General features: G+C 72.0%; 18 protein-coding genes. All 18 read right to left on the minus strand.

The genetic code is table 11. From position 1 onward, the window contains the following. Positions 1 to 126 precede the first annotated feature (126 nt). Positions 127 to 1,107: a LysR family transcriptional regulator gene (locus AB0P41_RS05700; protein ID WP_365930298.1), complete on the minus strand. Its 981-nt coding sequence runs from the start codon at positions 1,105 to 1,107 to the stop codon at positions 127 to 129. A 49-nt stretch (positions 1,108 to 1,156) separates the two neighbouring features. Beyond that, the gene (locus AB0P41_RS05705; RefSeq protein ID WP_356715797.1) at positions 1,157 to 2,170 is read right to left on the minus strand and encodes a hypothetical protein; all 1,014 of its coding nucleotides are present in this window, start codon (positions 2,168 to 2,170) and stop codon (positions 1,157 to 1,159) included. A gap of 534 nt (positions 2,171 to 2,704) precedes the next feature. Further along, positions 2,705 to 3,709: a TauD/TfdA family dioxygenase gene (locus AB0P41_RS05710; RefSeq protein WP_365930300.1), complete on the minus strand. Its 1,005-nt coding sequence runs from the start codon at positions 3,707 to 3,709 to the stop codon at positions 2,705 to 2,707. Further along, complete coding sequence (locus AB0P41_RS05715; RefSeq protein ID WP_365930301.1) at positions 3,706 to 4,809, minus strand: aspartate kinase; 1,104 nt, start codon at positions 4,807 to 4,809, stop codon at positions 3,706 to 3,708. The genes AB0P41_RS05710 and AB0P41_RS05715 overlap by 4 nt, the downstream gene beginning before the upstream one ends. Continuing rightward, positions 4,806 to 5,864, minus strand: coding sequence for an aspartate-semialdehyde dehydrogenase (locus AB0P41_RS05720; protein WP_356715803.1), 1,059 nt, complete (start codon positions 5,862 to 5,864; stop codon positions 4,806 to 4,808). The genes AB0P41_RS05715 and AB0P41_RS05720 overlap by 4 nt, the downstream gene beginning before the upstream one ends. Before the next feature lie 30 nt (positions 5,865 to 5,894). Beyond that, positions 5,895 to 6,938: a transporter substrate-binding domain-containing protein gene (locus AB0P41_RS05725; RefSeq protein ID WP_356715805.1), complete on the minus strand. Its 1,044-nt coding sequence runs from the start codon at positions 6,936 to 6,938 to the stop codon at positions 5,895 to 5,897. Then, a complete protein-coding gene (locus AB0P41_RS05730; RefSeq protein WP_365930303.1) occupies positions 6,935 to 8,194 on the minus strand; it encodes a methylaspartate mutase in 1,260 nt (419 codons plus the stop codon). Before AB0P41_RS05730 ends, AB0P41_RS05725 begins: the two co-directional genes overlap by 4 nt. Then, positions 8,194 to 8,685: a cobalamin-dependent protein gene (locus tag AB0P41_RS05735; RefSeq protein WP_356715808.1), complete on the minus strand. Its 492-nt coding sequence runs from the start codon at positions 8,683 to 8,685 to the stop codon at positions 8,194 to 8,196. Before AB0P41_RS05735 ends, AB0P41_RS05730 begins: the two co-directional genes overlap by 1 nt. Before the next feature lie 111 nt (positions 8,686 to 8,796). Continuing rightward, positions 8,797 to 9,876 carry a LuxR C-terminal-related transcriptional regulator gene (locus tag AB0P41_RS05740; protein WP_356715810.1) on the minus strand — a complete coding sequence of 360 codons (1,080 nt, stop codon included), beginning with the start codon at positions 9,874 to 9,876 and terminating at the stop codon, positions 8,797 to 8,799. A gap of 7 nt (positions 9,877 to 9,883) precedes the next feature. Continuing rightward, complete coding sequence (locus tag AB0P41_RS05745; protein WP_356715812.1) at positions 9,884 to 10,363, minus strand: DUF4188 domain-containing protein; 480 nt, start codon at positions 10,361 to 10,363, stop codon at positions 9,884 to 9,886. Positions 10,364 to 10,372: 9 nt separating this feature from the next. After that, complete coding sequence (locus tag AB0P41_RS05750) at positions 10,373 to 11,785, minus strand: aldehyde dehydrogenase family protein (RefSeq protein ID WP_365930305.1); 1,413 nt, start codon at positions 11,783 to 11,785, stop codon at positions 10,373 to 10,375. After that, positions 11,782 to 12,222 carry a hypothetical protein gene (locus AB0P41_RS05755; RefSeq protein WP_356715816.1) on the minus strand — a complete coding sequence of 147 codons (441 nt, stop codon included), beginning with the start codon at positions 12,220 to 12,222 and terminating at the stop codon, positions 11,782 to 11,784. Before AB0P41_RS05755 ends, AB0P41_RS05750 begins: the two co-directional genes overlap by 4 nt. Further along, entirely contained in the window at positions 12,215 to 12,625 is a 411-nt protein-coding gene (locus tag AB0P41_RS05760; RefSeq protein WP_365930306.1) for a hypothetical protein, read from the minus strand. Before AB0P41_RS05760 ends, AB0P41_RS05755 begins: the two co-directional genes overlap by 8 nt. 5 nt (positions 12,626 to 12,630) lie before the next feature. Beyond that, positions 12,631 to 13,332: a sigma-70 family RNA polymerase sigma factor gene (locus tag AB0P41_RS05765; RefSeq protein WP_356715820.1), complete on the minus strand. Its 702-nt coding sequence runs from the start codon at positions 13,330 to 13,332 to the stop codon at positions 12,631 to 12,633. Between the two features lie 156 nt (positions 13,333 to 13,488). Further along, positions 13,489 to 14,259 (minus strand): 4'-phosphopantetheinyl transferase superfamily protein, encoded by a 771-nt coding sequence (locus AB0P41_RS05770; protein WP_365930308.1) that lies wholly within the window; start codon positions 14,257 to 14,259, stop codon positions 13,489 to 13,491. Positions 14,260 to 14,281: 22 nt separating this feature from the next. Next, positions 14,282 to 16,045, minus strand: a complete 1,764-nt coding sequence (locus tag AB0P41_RS05775) for an acyl-CoA dehydrogenase family protein (protein ID WP_365930310.1) — start codon at positions 16,043 to 16,045, stop codon at positions 14,282 to 14,284. After that, entirely contained in the window at positions 16,042 to 17,913 is a 1,872-nt protein-coding gene (locus AB0P41_RS05780) for an acyl-CoA dehydrogenase (protein WP_365930312.1), read from the minus strand. Before AB0P41_RS05780 ends, AB0P41_RS05775 begins: the two co-directional genes overlap by 4 nt. Further along, the gene (locus AB0P41_RS05785) at positions 17,910 to 19,532 is read right to left on the minus strand and encodes a PfaD family polyunsaturated fatty acid/polyketide biosynthesis protein (RefSeq protein WP_365930314.1); all 1,623 of its coding nucleotides are present in this window, start codon (positions 19,530 to 19,532) and stop codon (positions 17,910 to 17,912) included. The genes AB0P41_RS05780 and AB0P41_RS05785 overlap by 4 nt, the downstream gene beginning before the upstream one ends. Positions 19,533 to 19,534 lie beyond the last annotated feature (2 nt).

Consider the following 19,534-nt stretch of genomic DNA (forward strand, 5'->3'; position numbering starts at 1 on the left):
TCCGAGCCACGGTCCTCAGGTGTCCCGGGGCACGCCGGAGCGGCTCCGCGGGCGCGTCCGAGAGCGACGTGCTCCGGTAGAGCTTTCCACATCGGGCCGCGTCGAACCGCGTACGACGACGACCGCTCAGGCGAGTCGCGGCGCGAGGGCCGGCTCCTGGGCGTACTCCTCGGTGAGGAACCGCATGGTCTGGTCGATGAAGACCCGCATCTCGCGTGTGAGGGTCTTGCCCCGGCGCCACGCGAGCTGGGTGTACACCGTGAAGGGGATCGCCCAGGGCAGGGAGACCAGGGACCCGGCCCCCAGGGCGTCGGCGACCGTGGCCGTGGGGAGAAGGCTGACGCCGAGTCCGGCGGACACCCCTCGCTTGATGGACTCGATCGTGCCGAACTCCAGGAAGGGCAGCGACTCGCCGGTGCCGTCGTTGAGTTCCGCCTCGAAGAGTTCCCGGTACGCGCAGCCCGCTTCGGCGGAGAGGACCTGCACGCCGCGGAGGGCCTCGGTGGTCACCTTCTCCGCCTGCGCCAGGGGGTGCCCCGGAGAGGCGACGAGGGTGAGGGGCTCCGAACCGAGGACCTCCGTCTGGACGCCCGGGTGCCGGGTCTCGGCCTCCATGAGGAAGCCCAGGTCGAACAGGCCCTGACGCAGGGCATGGCAGGTCTCGGCGCAGAGGCTGGGGCGAAGGACGATCTGGAGGGCGGGGTGGCGGTGGTGGAAGAACTCCAGCAGCATCGGCATGCGGTAGGAGGTGATGCTCTCCATGGAGCCGACGGTGAGCGCGCCCGTGGGTTCGTCGGAGCCCAGGGCGGCGCCCCGCGCCTCACCGGCGAGCGTGAGCATCTGCTCGGCGTAGGGCAGGAGCCGCCGCCCGGCGTCGGTGAGCTCGATCCGGCCGCCGAGCCGGTCGAAAAGGCTCACCTCGAGCGATTCCTCGAGACTCTTGATGTGGGCGGTCAGGCTCGATTGTGCATACTTCAGTTCAGCCGCCGCACGAGTGAAACTGAGCAGCGTCCCCACCTTGTGAAACGTCGCCAACTGCCGAATATCCATGTCCCCTCCGAGGTCCGGTTTTCGCCGAACGTGGCGAACACAAGAAAAGCAGCCCATGGGAGGGGCGGGCCAGAACAATCAGCTGTCTCATCGAGGACAGACGCCGTCAGGAAACGGTCACGCTTTCGTCGCCCTGATCCAGCCCTTGTTTCGCGATCAGGATCCCCGCCTGGAAGCGACTCGTCGCTCCCACCTCCCCCATGATTCCGGAGATATGACGGCGGCATGTGCGCGTGGACATTCCCAGCCGGCGGGCGATCACTTCGTCCTTGAGACCCATGGCCATCAGACGGACGACGGATATCCGCAGGTCCTCGGCGTGGTGGTACTCGGAGGTCCCACCGATGTCGAAGGTCTGGCTCCCCTGCCAGACGGACTCGAAGGAGCGGTACAGATAGGCGACGATCGTGGGGTCGGTGACGAGCGCCGCACCGGGGGGCTCCTTGCCCGTACGTTCCTTGGGGATGAAGGCGACCTTGCGGTCGTAGATGATGAGCCGCTCGGACAGTTCCTCGGCGGTGCGGACCTCGGCGCCCGCTTCGCATATCTGGCGCACGTAGGCGCGGGTGGCGAGGCTGGCCTGTGCGGTGTGCTGGTAGAGGGTCCGGATGCGGATGCCGCGCTCCCGCATCTCCAGGGTCTGCAGGAGATCCTGGTCGAGCAGCTCCGCGCTGCGGCCCCCACCGGGCTGGAGGGTGATGCGTTCGTCGGTACACCGTCTTCGTGCCAGATCGATCTCGCGTCTGACGTCCTCGAAGTCGTCGAGGACGCGGATCGGCACGTCCTCGGCCACGGGCTGGGCCCGCGCGCGGTACATCGAGGACAGCACCCGCAACTGCTGGTGGATGCTGGAGATCTCCCGGCGGCGCTGCGCGATCGACAGCTCCAGCGGCGTGACCAGCTCCGCCTCGGCGATCTCGGGGTCGAGCGCCACGACCGCCCGGCCGCCCCCCGCCGAGGCCAGCAGCCTCATGTCCTGCAGGGTCTTGCGTGCCTGGGTGACCAGGCGGACGTCGACGCCGAGATGGCCGGCGACGTCCTCGTCCCCGAACGAACCGGTCCGCAACGCGAACTCATAAGTCGCGACGGCCACTTCGTCCAACTCGTGATGCTCGTCCATCGGCCACCAGCCCCCATCGAATGCCCGATATGTCGCTATCCACTTGCTGCCGCTCCATCATAGGACACCCCGCGGCACTCGAACTGGATCTCCGGAACTGGCAGATTTCCAGTGCGGCCCGAACGGCGCCGCAAACGAATGAGACTCACTGGGGGGCACAACATGAAGGCTCGTACTTTCCTGACTCAGGGCATCGCCGCGACCGCACTGGCAATCGGAATCTTTCACTCCGTCGAGATGACGTCCCCGAGCACCGGAACGGACGGAACGTCCGGCCGGGTAATCGTCGCCGACGACAAGTGGGACGTCGCCCCGCCCGTGCCGCCGACCGGTTCCACGGCTTCTTCCGTCACCTTCTCTTCCCTTTCCTGAATCCGCGCTGAAATACCAAGGAGCAAGCGTGTTCCAGAGGAAACTTTCCGCGACCGTTCATGAAACACCGCGCAGCGATTCCGGAACGCTGCACTGGCCGCGCCGGACCCCGTAGCGCCCGCGGCACCCGGGGGGGTGCGGGACGGGTACGGAAGGTGCGAGTCAGAAGTGCACGCGGCGGTCCTCGGGGGTCACCCGGTAACGGATGTCCCAGAGGCTCCGCCGCACATAGGTCCGCTGCAGCCACCGGTCCGAGCCGTCGTGGCGGGCCTCGAAGGGCGAACGGGCGTGGATGCCCTTGCGGTTGTTGATGAGCAGGGCCTGGCCCGGCTCCAGCCGCACGGCGTGCGCCACCCCCCGGGCGGCCTCCTGCAGGTGCTCGAAGGCGGCCTCGGCCTCCCGGTCGAGGGCGCGCACACCGTTCGCCGACACGGCGATCTCCGGGTACGGCCCGGTGCCGCTGATCAAGGGCACCGGGTCGGACAGGACCTCCGCGCCTCCCGCGGCGCCACGGGTGTAACTCCCCGGCGCGTTGAGCCGGAAGAGCGGACGGCGCAGCACCTCCAGGGCGTCGCCGTCCAGCCGGCGGCAGAGGTCGCGGGCATCCGCGTAATAGGTGACCGCCGCACCCGAGGGGTCGCCCCGCAGGCAGTTGAGTACGAGGAAGTCCGGGTTGGCGACGTCGTAACGGCCCGTGGCGTCATAGGTGATGTCGCTGTGGAAGTTCAGGAAGACCGCCGAGCTCTGGTTGGTCTGCGTCCGGGCGCCGCCGGCGACCGGAACGACGTCGTGGACCAGGCGGCCGCCCTTCTCGGTGAGCACGCCGAGCGCCTCGCCGAGCAGGCCGGTCAGACCCAGCAGCACGCCCTCGCTGACGAATCCGCTCTTGCCCCGTCCCGGTCCGCCGTCGAGCGGTGTGGGTCCCGTCTCGGCGTCGACGGGGAGGTTGCGCACCAGCGCGACGCCCGGGGTGTCGATGTGCCGGCCGAAGTCCAGGACGGCGCGCAGGAGCCCGAGGGGCAATCCCGCGAAGATCTGGTGGCAGCGCGCCGTCGTCTCGTCGATGTCGTGCCCGGGATCGGGCAGGCCGGCCAGCTCCCGGCCGATCGACTCGCGTACGGCATCGGGCAGCGCCAGATCCGTGAAGGTCATGGTGGACTCACTCATGTCGCTCGTACCCCCGCTCGAATTCCGGCCCGCGGGGCCGGGTGGTCCAGGCCGTCGTGCAACTGCTGGGCCAGGCGCAGCGCTTCGGCGCTTCCGTCGGCCACGTGCGTGGTGACCCTGCTCCCCCGCATCTCGGCCACGGGCACTCCCGCCATCCGCCCGGGCACCACCCCGTGCCGGAGCTGGACCCCCTCCGTGTCGACGTATCCGCCGACGACCGCCACCGACGGACGGCGGTTGAGGCGTACGGCGTCGAGCCCTTCGAGGTGGAAGGCGTGGTGCGCGGCGTCCGCGCGGGCCTCGTCGGGGTAGTCCAGCACCACGGACCGCTGGTTGAGGACCACGGCCGCCGCCTGGGTGCCCGCCCCGCTGATCGTCGTACCGGCTGTGTAGGGGGCACGGTTGAAGCGCAGGACGATCTCGATCCGGTGCCGCAGCGCCAGCTGTACGGCGCGGCGGTGCAGCACCTTCGCCCCGTACAGCGACATCAGGGCCGCCATGTTGTACGAGACCTCCCGGAGCCTCCTGGCCCCGGTGATCAGATGGGGGTCGGAGGTGTAGATCCCGTCGACGTCGGAGTGGATCTCGCACGAGCGGCTTCCGACGGCGCGGGCGACCGCCAGCGCCGACAGGTCGGAGCTGTTCTTGCCCAGCCAGGTCGGGCGCCCCTCGGCGTCCACCGCCTGACCGCCGGGCACCACCACCACCTCGTACTCCGACAGCGCCCGGCGCAGCGGGCCGGGATCGATCCTGGTCACCCGGGCCCAGAGGAAGGAGGCGCCGGTGGTCAGCCCCAGCTGGTGTCCGGCGAGGACCGTGGCGCTGCGTCCCCTGCGGTGCAGGGCGGCTGCCAGCAGATGGGCGCTGACCAGGTCGGCCGTGGTCAGCAGGCCGGCGGCGGTGTCCGGTCCTGGGCGGTCGTTGACCTCGTGGAGCCGGTCGCGCAGCCCTTCGGTCTCCCCCTGCATCGCACTCACCACGACGGCCGTGGGCCGGCCCTCGCGGCGGATGCGCTCGTCGAGTCCGTCGGCGAGCTCGTGGTAGGAGTCGGGGGTGCGGAAGGTGGAGCCGCCGAACTTCAGTACCACCGGCGTGTTCACCGCTCTCCTCCCGACAGGAAGCCGCGGCCGAGGGCGTATTCGGCGATCTGGACCGCGTTGAGGGCCGCGCCCACGCGCAGGTTGTCGGAGACGAGCCACAGCCAGAAGCCGCGCGGGTTCTCCGGCGACACCCGCACCCGGCCGACGTGCACATGATCGGGGTGGCCGGCGTTGAGCGGGGTGGGGAACGCCGAGCGGTTCTCGGCGTCGTGCACGGTGACCTCGGTCTGGCGGCCGAGCAGCCCGACCAGCTCGCGGCGGTCCACCGGCTCGTCCGTCTCCACCCAGACCGCTTCGGAGTGGGAGTTGACGACCGGGACGCGGACGCAGGTCGCGGTGACCTGGAGACCGGGCAGACCGAGGATCTTCCGGGACTCCTGGACCATCTTCTGCTCCTCCAGCGTGGATCCGCTGTCCTGGAGCTCGTCGATGAAGGGGACGACGTTGAACGCGAGCGGCGGGCTGAACCGCTCGGACGGCAGGTCGGCGTCCGGATCGCGCAGGGCCACCTCGGAGCCTTCCAGCAGTTCCTCTATGCCCTGGTGCCCCTGCCCCGACGCCGCCTGGTAGGTGCTGACGACGACCTGCCTGATCCCCCAGCGCCGCTCCACCGGCTGCAGCACCCGGACCAGGGGGATGGTGGAACAGTTGGGGTTGGCGATGACACCGCTCGCCGGAGGCCGGTCCAGGACGGCGTGGTTGACCTGGGGCACGACGAGGGGGGTCTCGGGGTCCATCCGGTAGGCACGGGTGTTGTCGATGACCAGGGCGCCCTTGGCCACGGCGGCCGGCACCCAGGCTCTGCTGACGGACGTCCCGGCGGAGAAGAAGACGATGTCGACGAGGCCGAAGTCGAACTCCTCCAGGGGGAGCACCTCGTGCGGCCGTCCGCCGACCGGGATCCGGCGGCCGACGCTGCGGACCGAGGCGACCAGGTACAACTCGCGGTAACGCAGACCTCGTTCCTCGAGAAGCTCGATGAGGGTGCTGCCCACGGCTCCGGTGGCACCGATGACGGCGATGCGAGGGGCGGCGGGGTCGGTGACGAGAGTCATGAGACTTCTCCGTTCTGGGCGAGGGGCGGGTCAGTGGAGGGGCACGGGATAGTGCAGCCCGCCCGATGTCCACAGGTGGTTGAGTCCACGCGGCACGTCGAGACCGGAGGCGGCGCCGAGGTTGCGCTCGTAGACGTCGGCGTAGGTGCCGACCGCGGACAGGACTCGGTCGGCCCATCGTTCGTCGAGACCGGCCGCGGGGCCGTGGGGTCCCGCGTGCCGGGCGGCCGCTGCGGGGCTCTCGTACTCGGCGGCCAGCAGCAGTTGCAGCACCCAGCGGACCAGGCGGAACCACTGCGGGTCGGTCTCGTGGACGGCGGCGGCCATCGGCTCCCGGGAGATGGAGACCGGCAGGATGCGGTGGTCCCGTGGCCGTGGCAGCCGGGATCTGGCACCGGCGAGCGCCGTACGGTCCAGGACGTAGGCCGCGCAGTCGCCGTCGGCGTACGCGGCGAGGGCGTCGGCCGGGTCGTCGAAGGGGACGGCCTCGACCTCCAGCCCGCGCGGGCCGTACCAGGCGTCCAGGTTGGACGTGGTGGTGCAGCCCTTGTGGACGGCCAGACGCCGGCCGGCGAGGTCCTCGGGTCCGGTGACGTCCGCGTCCGCCGGGACGAGGAACCCCTCGCCGTCGTAGCAGGTGACCCCGGCGAAGAGCACCCGGCGGGTGGCCTCCCGGCCCATGGTCCAGGTCAGGTTGCACGTCGTCAGGTCGGCGTGCCCCGTTTCGAGCGCCGTCAGCCGGTCGCCGGCCGTGACGGGGCGCCAGTCGACGGCCTCGGGGTCGCCGAGGGCCGCCGCCGCGACGGCGCGTGCGATGTCGGTGTCGAGTCCCGTCCAGCGCCCCTCCGGCGTGCGTCGCGAGAGTCCGTGGATGCCCTGCGAGACGGCCGCCCGAAGGGCTCCCCGCGCGCGGGCGGCACGCAGCGTGGCCGTCGCGGTCCGGCGGGGCCCCGAGGGCCCGCCGTCGTGCGGCCCGGGGGCGGCCGCCGTGCGGGCGGGCATGCGAGGGGCCGGAGGGCGGGAGAGGGAACGGCCCGTGGCGCGCAGCCTCGGAGCCGGGACGGGGCGGGTCATGAGGCGCTCCTCAGCGGGTGGCGTCGGACGTCGCTGTCGAAGCGCCGACGGTTGAAGGTGAGCAGCTCGGTCAGCCGGCGCGCGGTGACCGGCGCCGCTCCCCGGGCCGTCACGGGCATGCCGCCGGCCCGGCTCCAGCCGAGCATGGACCGTGCGTCGATCGTGGCGCGTGCCCGGTTGGCGTTGTCGGGGTGGAGGCAGTAGGGCACGTCGATGACACCGAGGGCGAAGGCCCTGACCAGGCACTCGCCGATCGTGCGGCCGGTCTCCAGGGTGGCGTCGACCAGGGTGCGGGCCTCCTCGTAGAGGCCGGAGGAGGTGGCCCGGGGGCCGTCCGCGCCGTCCGGGGTGCGGGCGGCCACGGAGGCCGCGTACTCGAGTGCCGCCACGTTCTCCTCGACGGTGGGTATACGGTGCGCCTCGGCCGGGGTCTTGACGACCAGGCGTTCGGCGCCGCCGTGGACGGCGAGGCGGGCGCTCTCGGCGAGGAGACGGCGGCTGCCGTCCTCGGTGCGCGGGAAGACGCCCATGAAGGTGTAGAGCACGATGTGGTGGGTGGTGGACAGCCGCTCGCCCGCGAGCCGCCGCAGCGCCGCGAGTGCCTCCAGGTCCTGCCCCTGGTGGATCTGCTGCGCGTAGCTGAGGGAGATGCCGCGCAGACCGTGTTCCTGGAAGAACATGGCCTCCAGCACCGCGAGCGCGACCAGGAGCGACGGCGGGCACAGCTGACCCAGCATGCAGCCGCCGAAGGTCTCGATGTGCGGGGGCACGGGCCGGGCGGCGAGCAGCTCGCAGCCCGCGCTCCACTCGGCGACCGCCTGCGCGAGCGGCACCCGGCCGTAGGGCAGGCAGTACGAGACCGGGCCGCCCTCCGTGGCGTCCGCCCCGGTCTCGGCCATCGCGCGGAAGAGCCGCAGGGGCCGGGGCGTGCCGTGACGGATCTGTACGGGGAAGGCGGCCGACGAGCACTCCTGGAGGAGAGCCCGCACCGCTGGGACGCCGTGGGCGAGGAGCGGGAAGCCGTTGAGGCCCGCGGGGTCCTCGCGCAGCGCGCGACGCGCGGTCGCGTCGTCGAGACACCGGGTGTAGCTGTCCAGGGTGACGGTGCCGACGGTGGTGGCGTCCGCCTCCCGTACGGCGGCCAGGCCGGCGCGCATGCGGTGGAGTTCGCCGAAGCCCATGCGTGGCTGGACGACGAGACGCCCCGCGGCGTGCGCGCGGTCCACGAAGCCGGTGAACCGGTCGGTGGCCGTCATCAGGCGGCTCCGGCCCCTGCGCCGGGCCGTCCACGGGAGTGGCCGGCCGCCAGACGGCCGAGGAAGGTCTCGAAGCGGGCCAGGCCGGACTCGGGTCCGCCCTCGGCGGCGTCGTCGAAGACCGCGTCGTATCCGGCGGCCCGCAGCCGCGCGTCGGCGTCGGCGTGGTCGCGGCCGTCGATGCCCAGCTTGCCGCCGATGACGGCGGGCAGATGAGCGAGTGACGGCACGGCGCGGAGGGTACGGATCAGCCGGAGCCCGTCCGTCCGCCCGTGGCCGTTGACGGTGCTGATGACGAGCAGGTCGGGGCGGCCGGTGCGGCAGGCCTCGACGATCGTCGCGTCGGGTGTCGTGTTGCCCAGGTTCGCCACCTCGTGTCCCCGGTCCTCCAGGAACAGCTGGAGGTGCACGAGGTTCCACAGGTGGGCGTCGGAGGACAGGCCGGAGACGACGACGCGTAGGCGGCGCCCGGCGAAGGCCGTGCCGTTCATGCTGTCCCCCCGGGGGTATGTGAGCGAGCGGTCGTGGAAACTATCCGCCCCGCTCCGCGGCCCGGTCCAGCCGCCTCGACGGGGTTTCCCGATGCGGTCGATCAGCAATTCCTATCCGCCGTCGTCCTGGGGCCGGGCGTCGCTGAGGAGGCCCAGCCGCGCGGCCGCGAGACCGAGTTGGAAGCGGGTCTCGACCTGGAGCTTCTCGCAGAGCCCGGCGAGGTACCGGCGCATGGTGCGGGTCGAGATCCCCAGCTTGCGGGCGATGAAGTCGTCGGACCTGCCGCGCTCCAGCTGGCGCAGCACGGCCAGTTCGACGTCCTCGAAGACCTCGTTGTCCGCACCGCCCGTGCCGACCGGTCTGGCGTGCTCCCAGATGTGGTCGAAGATCACGGTGAGGAAGGTGACGACGGTGGGGTCGCGGAGCACCGCCGCGCCGCCCGTCGCGGTGGGCACGACCGCGGTGTCGTCGTCGAGGATGATCAGCCGCCCGGGGATCACCGCGGCGGACCGTACCTCGGCGCCGAGGCCGTTGAGGAGCGTCATGTGGTGCAGGGCCTCGCGCTGCCGGCGGGCGGTGTGCGGTACGACGGTGCGGTAGCGCACACCCCGGTCCAGGAGGTCCTGGTCGAGCTCCCTGGCGGCGCGCAGTGTCTCGGGACCGCCGAGGGTGGGGTGCGCCGTGAGCACGCTGTGCCGTACCTGCGCGGAGAGTTCGGCGAGCCGGTGGCGCACGGCCTCGCCGTCGGTGAGCAGTTCGGTCGCGCCGCCTTCGAGGCCCCGGCGCACCTGTCGCTCGTACAGGGGCCCCAGCGGGCCGAGTTCGCGGTGTGTGGTGTCGATCCGGCGTAGGAGTTCGCGCACCCGCGTCTGGGAGGAGGTGGTCAGTGCGACCGCCGCGAGCCCCGGGGAGAGGGCCTCCAGGCGGTGCGGTCCGTCGGGGCGCAGCAGTTGCCGGGCCGTCAGCCTGCGGACGGACCCGGCGAACCGGTCGGGCGTCAGGCCGAGTCGTGCCGCGGCCTCGTCCGCGTCCGGTGAGACCTCCAGGAGGTGGCGGTAGACGCTGATGTCCTCGTCGGTGAGCGGCTCGTCGGCCGGGAGGGGGTCGTGTCCGGGGACGGTGGCACGCGCCCCGGGGCCGGAGACGCTCACGTCCTGGCCGGCGCGTGCCGGCTCCTGCCCCTGGCGCACGGCGGTGTCAGGCCTTCTCGGCGCCGGCGGCGCCGGGCACGGGGGGACGCGTCCGCTGCGGGACGGACTCCGTGGCGGCGGCGATCCCGAACACGGGAATGTTCCGGTACACGGTGTGCATGCGCGCCGGGTCGACTATGTAGGCCTCGTGGAAGATGCCGACGGCTCCGTCGTTGCGCACCGCGCGGTTGAACCAGGCCCACATCGAGCGGTGCTTGCCCGTGGTGTTGTGCGAGTAGCGCATCAGATCGTCCATGCTGCGCCAGTACTGGAGCATGATCACGGTCCGGTTGAACCAGGCGCGCGAGTAGAGGAATCCGTGGTCCTTGTTCTTCTTCAGCTCGATCAGCATCGGGATCATCGAGGCGATGACGGGCACCCAGCGGTGCACCATCCAGAACTTGTTGATCCGGGTGCCGATCAGCAGCACCACCGTTCCCTCGGGTGCCGAGGCGATGCGCGGTTCGGTGACGACCTTGAGATCCATGGTTTCCTCTCAGAAGGGGTAGGAGCGCGCCGGGCTGCTGACGGTGAGGGTGTGCCAGCGGGTGAAGGCGTCGATCGCCGCCTGCCCGCCGAACCCGGACGCGTTGCCCGAGGCGCCGACCCCGCCGAACGGCAGGCGGGGGTCGTGGTTGACCGTCTGGTCGCCGACGTGGACGACACCGCAGCGCAGTCTGGAGGCCAGGGCGCGGCCCTGGCCGGCGTCCGAGGTGTAGACGGCGGCGGTGAGGCCGTAGTCGGAGGTGTTGGCGAGTTCCACGGCCTCCTCCACGTCGGCGAAGGAGGTCACCGTGGCGACGGGGCCGAACACCTCGGCGTGGAAGACGGACATCTTCGGCGTCACGTCGGCCAGCACGGTCGGGGGGAAGAACTGCCCCTGCACACGGCCGCCGGTGACCAGGCGGGCTCCCTGCGCGACGGCGTCCTCGACCGCGGTGGCGATCCGGGTGAGCTGGCCCCGGTCGATGACCGGGCCGATCTGGGCGTCCGTACGGTACGGGTCGCCGATGCGCAGCGCCGCGGCGCGGCGGGCCAGTGCCTCGGTGTAGCTCTCCACCACGTCCTGGTGGACCAGGTGGCGCCGGGCGGCCATGCAGATCTGGCCCTGGTGGAGGAACGATCCCCAGGAGCCGGCGGAGGCCGCGGCCTCGATGTCGGCGTCGGGCAGGACGACGTAGGCGTTCTGCCCGCCCAGTTCGAGGACCACGCGCTTCAGCAGCCGTCCCGCGGTGGCACCGATCTCGCGGCCCACCTCGGTGGAGCCGGTGAAGGAGACCATCGCGACGTCCGGCGACCTGACGAGTGCGGCGCCCGCGTCCGCGTCGCCGTACACCACCTCCAGGACGCCCTCGGGCAGCCCGGCCGCCGCCAGCACCTCAGCGAAGAGCCGGCCACCGCTCAGCGGGGTGTGCGGGTCGGGCTTGAGGAGGACGGCGTTGCCCAGCGCGAGGGCGGGGGCGACCGAGCGCATGCCCAGCAGGACGGGGAAGTTCCAGGGCACGATCACGCCGACGACGCCCAGCGGTACGCGCCGCACCTCGGTCTCGCGGCCCGGGTCGGAGCCGGGGCCGTGCGGCGCCTGGGGCGCGGTGGCGAGCTCGGCGGCGTGGCGCAGCTCCGCCGCGCCGGCGTGCACCTCGTAGAAGGCCTTGCCCGTGATGGATCCGCCCTCTCTGACCAGCAGGTCCTGGGCCTCCTGGGCACGTTCGAGCAGCAGGTCGGCGGCGCGGTTCAGGATCGCGGCCCGTTCGGCGGCCGGCGTCGCGGCCCAGCGCGGCGCTGCCGCGGCCGCCCGGCGGGCCGCCGAGAGGACGGCGCCGGAGGTGGCGAGCGGGACGCTGCCCAGCTCGTCGCCGGTGATGATCTCGCGGCTCGTCAGCAGTCCGGCTTCGGTGACGGTGCTCACCTGGGTACCTCGGATTCTCGGGAGGAGGGTCGGGGGGTGCCGGCACGGGTGAGGACGGCGTGGGCGGTGATCCGGCCGGGGCCGGAGGTCACCGACAGGGAGATGTCCCCGTGCAGGACGTGTTCGGCGAACCGGGCGAGTTCGCCCCGGAAGGCCAGGGTCCAGGGGCCTTCCTCGGTGCCGCGGAGAAGGATGTCGTTCCATCGGGAGGCGATCCTCGGCGGCGCGGCCAGGGCGCGCAGGGCGGCCTGGCGCAACGCCCAGCCGACGACGGAGCCGCCGCCGGACGAGATCTGGAGGGCGCCCGGTCCGTGCCAGGCGACCAGCCGCTCGACGGCGTGCGTGTCGACGCCGTAGCTGCCCACCCTGAGGACGCTGTCGGCCCGGACGGGCGGGCGGCCGCCGCGCCCGGCCGGCGGGTTCGCCGTCTCAGGCATGGGCGGCCTGCCCCTCGGCGAGGAGGTTCTCGACCATGGAGATGAGGTTGCCGACGGACATTTCCGCGAGCATGCGGTCGAGGGTGAGTTTCCCGTCCCACCGAGCGGTGTCGAGCTGTGGCATGACGGTGCTCAGCTGCGCCATACCTCGCCCGCTGATGATTCCGCGGGCGTCGCAGAACTCCGTGTCGGGGACCGTTCCCTGGAGATACTCCCCGCATTTCTCGACGGAGAGAATGACGGGTGCGGTGCATTCGATGCGGAAGAATATGTCGAGCAGATCCAGGGATTCGAGGCCCAGATCGGCGGAGAAGACCAGATCCGTGCTGTACAGGTCCGCGGGAATTCCCAGCGTGTCGATGACGATCGACCGCACCAGTTCGTTCACGTCGTAGTGGGACATGCGCGTCACTCCTGTCCGGCCTGCCCGGCCTGTGCGGCCCCCGCTTCGGGGCTTCCTCCCACCAGAGCCTTCCGGTGCCGCGGACCGGACAGGTCCGCATGTAGCGATACGAGGGGGCACCGGGAGTGCCCCGCCGCTGTGGGGAGCCGTTCGCCGGCGTCCGCGGCGGCCAGCGCGCGGCGGAGTCTGCGCAGGCAGCGGGTGCGGACGGGGCCGACGGAGCCGACCGACATGGCCAGCGCGGTGGAGATCTCGTCGTACGAGGCCGGCGGGTCCGCGAGGGTCAGCATCAGCACGCCGCGGCACTGTTCGGAGAGCGTGTCGATGGCCCGCTGGGCGTCCTCCCTGCGCTGGGCGCGCAGGGTGATCTGCTCGGGGCTCTCGCTGTGGCCGGAGAGTCCGTCGAGGGTCTCGCTGTCACCGACCATGACGAGTCGTTTCCTGCGCGAGAGGACCTTGAGGGACTCCCGGCGCGCGACGGTGGCGAGCCAGTCACCGACGCGTTCCGGGTCCCGGATCCGCTCGACGTTCTGCACGAGCCGGAGCCAGGTGAGCTGTCGTACGTCCTCGGCGTCGGCATCGCTCATCCGATGGCTCCGGACAACGGACCAGACGAGTCTGCCGAATCGTTCCACCATGGCGTCCCAGGACGCCTGTTCTCCACGTGCGCACCCCGCCAGCAGTTCCGCGTTCGCTTTACGGGGCATGGGAATTCCCTTCGTGAGGGGTGGGGAAAGGGTTCTTGAACGCCGTCAACGGGAGTACGACAATGCAATCCGCTGGGGGGTGTGCGGGGCAAGCGGATACGACGTCAGGTAGGGGACCGGCCACAGGTGGACAGCGGTGGTTCCGGGCCGGCCCGGTCATCGGAGCGCCTGCTCCGGCAGGAGGTCGGGGATCGCCGAGCGCAGCCTGACCGGCAGCGGGCCGGCGTCGCTCCGGTCGGCACGGATGGCGACACCCAGCGCGTACCGGTCCCAGATCTGCAGGACCTGCACCTGCCACAGGTCCCGGTCCTTCTCGGGGATGTCCTCGTCGACGACCGCCAGGCTCCCGTCCCTGAGCCGGTGGACGGAGAAGGCGTCGAAGCCCCGGCACATGCCCATGCCGGTGGCCTTCGTGTACGCCTCCTTGGCCACCCAGGAGTCGGCGAAGGCGTGGCCCCGCTGGCCCTCCCGGTTGCGGCGGAGGACCTCGTTCTCCAGCGGGGTGAAGACCTTCGGCGCGAACTGCATCGCCTCGGGCCTGGCCGGGGTGATCTCGGCGTCCACGCCGGCGGTCCGGCCGCGGACGACGATGGCCGCGATCAGACCGTTGGTGTGGGTGATGTTGAAGTCGAGTCCCCAGGCGCATCCCTCGACCTCGGGACGCCCGTAGGTGCCGGTCCTGAACCGCCAGGAGTCGGGGGGGACGTCGGCGTAACGGGACAGGACCTGACGGGAGAGAAGACGTGCGCCGAGGAAGCGGCGGCGGGCCGCCGGGAACAGCAGCCGGTCGTGCCGGGCCCGCTCCTCGTCCGTCAGCAACGCGGCGCCGCCCGTCGCCTCGGCGAACCGGTCCACGTCCTCCTCCGCCAGCAGCCAGACCTCGGCCGTGTCGGCGAGCGGGTCGGCGAACGGTGCCGTGCTGTCCATGGGTTCGGTCTCCTTCCTTGATTCACCAGTTGACGGAAAAGGCCCTGAACGAGAAGAGGCGGCCCTCACGGTGCGCGGCGGTCAGTGCGTCCGCGACCTCGCTGATCTCCTCGGGCCCGGCCACGCTCACCGTGGGGTGGAAGCGCTTGAGCAGCCGCTCCAGGCAGACGAGCAGGACCGCCGGCGAGCGCAGTGCCGGATGGACGCTGTCGTGGCCGTGCAGATGGAGGTGGACGACGGCGGCGGCCGCCGAGACGAACGTGTACTGCTTGGCCAGGTCGTAGAGCTCGGCGGACTGGCCGGCGGCCTTGCCGAGGCCGGAGAAGAGCTTTCGGTGCTCCACGGCGATGCGGTCCAGCTCGCCGGCGAGGGTCCCCGCGGTGTCGGCCGCGGCGGCCAGGCGAGCGGCGTCGGTCCCGGTCGCGGTCGCGGCGGCCGCGGCCCGGTGCAGGGCGTCGACGGCCGACCGGAGCGCGAGCACCGGGTCGTCGACGCCGCGGCTGAACAGCTGCTGTTCGGCCGGCCGGTAGGGCTTCATGGGGTGGGCCGGGTCGAAGAGCGCGCGCGTCCTCTCCACCGCGCCCGCCACCTTCTCCGGGTCCTGGGTGACCGCCGTGTCCAGGAGGTTCCCGAGCTGAAGGGCGATGTTCTTGAGGTTCACGACGGTGTTGCCGTCGGCGAAGTCGGCGACCGCGCAGTCCCGCACGGCCTTCTGGAAGATCCCGTACCGGGGGTGGGTCCGGAGGTAGTGGCGGGCCCCGAGCACGATGGCGAGCCTGGCCAGCGTCTCCTGGAGCAGGGTGGGGACGAAGTACTTCACCACCGAGGACCAGATGCTCGACTGCTCCGGCGTCAGCTGGAGGCTGCGTATCGCACCGGTGGTCAGCGCGTCGGCGACGAGGAGGTCGGCGTAGCTCTCCACGAGCTGGCGCTGGGAGTAGGGCACCTCGGAGACCGGCGCACCGAAGATCATGCGACGGGTCGCGAAGTCGAGGGTGGCGCGCAGCGCGGTGTCCGCGCAGCTCATGGCGATGCTGGTGATGGCGATGCGGACCAGGTGGCTGCTCTTCAGGGCGATTTCCAGGCCCTGGCCGGGCTTCCCCACGACTGCGGAGTCGGGCACGAAGCAGTCGCGCAGCCGGACCCCGCTCATGTCCAGACCGCGCAGGCCGTGCAGCGGCTCGTGCGGCAGGGGTTCGCACTGTCCCTCCGCGAGCAGTCCCTTCTCGACGGCGAAGATGGAGTATCCGCCCGGGCCGCCCTTCTGGGACGTACGGGCGAAGACCATCACGACGTCGGCGACGGTGGCGTTGCCGATGGTCCACTTCTCGCCGTCGAGCACCCAGCCGCCCTCGGTCCTCCGGGCGGTGGTGGCGTTGGCGAGGATGTCGCTGCCGTGCTCGCGTTCGGAGAGGCCCCACGCCAGCTTCGACCCGCTCTGGATCAGGCCGGCGAAGTACCGGCGCTGCTCCGGGGTGCCGGCGACCCACAGCGGCATGTAGCTGATGGTGCTGATGACCATGGCGGTCGCGGTGGTCGGGTCGCGGCGGGCGACCAGCCGGTAGAGGTTGAAGCCGTCCTGGATGTCGACGGCCCGGCCGCCGCTCGCGGCGGGGATGCTCCAGTCGTACAGCCCCCAGGAGGCGAGCAGGCCGACGAACTCGTCGGGGTACGTCTCCCGCTCGTCCAGTTCGAGGACGCGGCTGAAGGAGAAGGGCCCGTCGTCGTCGAAGGGATCGCCCATGTGGCGTTCCAGGTCGGCCATGAGGGCCGGCAGATCGGTCATCGCTCCTCGACCTCCTCGTTCATGTCGCTCTTCGTCGGTGTGTCGCTCAGCCGCACCGGCAGCGCGGTGAACAGCCGCTGTGCCGCGTCGAGTGCGGTGACCAGGCGTCCGGCCGGGGCGAGATCCCCGTACGGCGCGGTGCGCGGGTCACGGCCGTCGGCCAGGGTGGTCAGCAGCGTGAGTACGGGAATCAGCCAGGAGGTGTCGCCGGGGGCCGCGCCGTAGAGGCCGCCCCCGTCGCGGTGGTACCACCAGGCCAGGGCGGCGGTGGCCGCCGCCCTGAGCAGGGACAGCCGGCCGGCGAGGTCCAGGGTCTCCGGGGATGCCTTCGCCGACCGGGCGCGGTCACGCTGGGCAGCGGCCGACTCGCGGACCACCGCGGCGAGCGCCGACCGCACCTCGGCGACCAGTGCGGCCGCCCGGTCCTCGCCCCGGCCGGTCAGCTCCTCGCCGATCGCGGGGGCGTACGCGGCGAATCCGAGCAGGACGTCGTCCTTGGGCCGCACCCCCAGGTCCAGTGCGGCGGGGTCCGGTCCGGGCAGTGACGCGGGGTCGCCCAGGGCGAAGACCGCGCGCAGCCGCTGCCGCGCGGGCTCCTCCAGGACGGTGGGTGCCTCCCGGTCCTCCGGGAAGGCCGGCGCGTACCCGGGGAGGTGCATCGCGAGGGCGCGCAGGTTGCCGAGCACGCTGGTGTCGATGACCGCGACCATGGCGTTGTCGCGCACCGCTTTGTCGAGTACGGCGCCGGGGCCGTCCCGCAGGACCGCCCGGGCACCGATCAGGGCGCGGGAGCGGGTGACGCAGTCGGCGGTGAGCCGGACGGCGACGTCCTTGACGACGGCGGACGCCAGGCCGAAGGTGCCGGGCGCGACGTGCGCCTGGCGTGCGGCGGTCAGCACCGTGAGGTCGGTGGCGATCAGTCCGGCTGCGGCCAGGGCGAGTTCACGTGAACCGTACGGGGTGTCCGCGACGCGTTCTCCCCCGGTGCGGTGCCCCGCCGCGAACCGCAGTGCGGTGCGCAGCGCGGTGTCGGCGGTGGCGAGACAGCCGGCCGTGCTCATCAGCCGGACGATCTGCTGGGCGCGCAGTGCGCCCGCAAGACCGCTGCCGACGTCCCCGACGACGGCCTCCGGCGGCACGGGCAGCCCGTCGAACTCCAGGTCGGCGAAGTCGATGCCGCGCATCCCGGTGGTGGGCTGCGGCGCGTGCCGCCTCACCTGGCGGGCGGCCAGCTCCTCCGGGCCCAGCAGTACGGCGGTGAAGGCGCCGGCGCCGCGCTCCCCCGTACGCGCCACGATGACCGCCGCGTCGGCCGAACTCCCCCGGCCCACGAGCCATTTGGCTCCTCTGAGCAGTCCTTCGGGCGTCAGGAGGCAGCTGTTGGCGAGCACATCACTGCCGGCCTGCTCCTCGGAGAACCCGAAGGCGATCGTGCGGCCCTCGCGCAGCCAGCGGGCGACGGTCCGGTGCTGGGCTTCCGTCCCGGCGGCGAGCACGGTCATGACCGCCGAGATGCTGAACATGGTGGCGGGCATGACGTTGACGTCACGCCGGGCGGCGACCCGGACCAGGATCTGGGTGTCCTCGAAGGAGCGGAGGCTCCCGCCGAGGGCGCGGGGAAGATGGCACAGGTGGAAGTCCTCCGCGCGGAGCCGGGCCTCGGCGTCGTGCGGGTACTCCTCGGCGGCGTCCCGGGTGACGCCCGCCGCGAAGCCGTACGGGTTCTCCGGTGACCAGGGGTCGCCGAGCAGCCGGTCCAGGCGCTCCGCCCCGGCGAATGCGCCGGCGAGGGAATCGGCGAGGGACCCGGCAGGGTGCGCCGCGTGTGCGGGCTCGGCGGCCGGGACGGGCGCGTCGATGAGGGTCACCGCGCCACCCCGACGGAGGAGTCACGGGGCGCGGAGTCCTCCGGTGACGGCCGGGTGGCGATGCCGGCGGGGAAGGCGACGCCTGCCGCTCTCAGCATGGCGAGCCGCTGGTGGAAGGCGGCGCCCTTCATGATCTGCCGCCCCACGTCGGCGACCCCGCGGTGCTCGGGCGCCGCCAGATAGGTCCCCCGCACCCATGAGTTGAAGCTGCCCATGGCCGGCCCGCACCAGATCTGGTAGTCGACCGCCCGGTCGGCCTCACCGGTCTTCGCCCAGCGGGACGCCATGCCCAGGTACCAGCGGAAGACGAGCGCCGCCCGCCTCTTCGGGTGCCCCTCGGCCCGTTCGAGCTGGCCGGGGTCGCGGCGGGCGAAGTACTCGGCGGTCTCCTCCCAGACGCTGTCCAGCGGCCGTCGGAAGATCTGCTGCTCGACCCGGGTCCGTACGTCCTGGGGAAGTGCCTCGATGCCGTCGTACGTGCGGTAGAGGTCGTACAGCTGCTTGGCGCGCATGGGGAAGAACGTGCCGCGCCGGAGGACCTGGAGCTCGACGCCCATCTCGAACATGTCGGCGGCGGGTGCCATGTCGAAGTCGGCGATGCCCGCCTGGGCGAGCATCTCCTTGACGCGCGGGGAGGTGCCGGCCTCCACGCACGACTGGTTCACGGAGCCGGTCACGATGTAGTCGGCGCCCATCGCGAACGCGGCGGCCGCCGCGTCCGGGGTCCCGATGCCGCCGGCGGCCCCGACCCGGATGCGCTCGGCGTAGCCGGTCTCCTGCATGATCGCGTCGCGCTGCCGCATGATGACGGGCAGCAGGGCGGGCAGTGGCCGGCGGTCGGTGTGGCCCCCGGAGTCCGCCTCGACGGTGATGTCGTCGGCGAGCGGCACCCGGGGCGCGAGACGGGCCTGTTCCTCCGTGATGAGGCCGTCCGCGAGCAGCGCCCGCACCATGGCCTCGGGGGCGGGCCGCATGAAGAGTTCGGCGGTCTCGGTGCGGGAGATCTTGGCGATGACCCGGTTCGAGGCGATGACACCGTGCGGGCCGCCGGCCCGCAGACCCGCGAGCCGGTAACGGACCAGGTGGGGCGTCAGCTTGAGGAAGGCGGAGGCCTCCACGCACGGCACGCCGTACTTCAGGAAGAGGTCGACGGAGGTCCGCTCCAGGCGGTCCTCGCTCGGGCTGTGGATGAGGTTGCAGGCGTAGCCGAGGCCGGGGATCTCGTCGCGGAACCGGATCAGGGCCTTCTCCACTGCCTCGGGGAGCAGTCCGGCCGCTCCGTAGGAGCCGAGGAATCCCGCGCGGGCCATCGCGACGACGAGGTCGGCGGAGGCGATGCCGTTGGCCATGGCGCCGCTCATGTAGGCCTGCTGGAGGCCGTGGGCGGCGAGGAACGCGGCGCTGCCGAGCCGTTCGGGGCCGAGCGGTGGCACCGCGGCGACCACCTCGTGGGGGCCGTCGCCGGTGAGCGTCCCGCCGGCGGCGGCACCGAGACCGTACGGCCCGCGCACGATGTAGACGGGTTCGTCCAGGCGCATCAGGGTCTCGTAGACCCCGGTGTCGCCGGTGGCCGGGTCTCCCGGCCCGGCCCACCGCGGCCGGTGCTGATCGGTGGTCATGC

It is taken from the genome of Streptomyces sp. NPDC079167 (assembly GCF_040686735.1).
Lineage (GTDB): Bacteria > Actinomycetota > Actinomycetes > Streptomycetales > Streptomycetaceae > Streptomyces.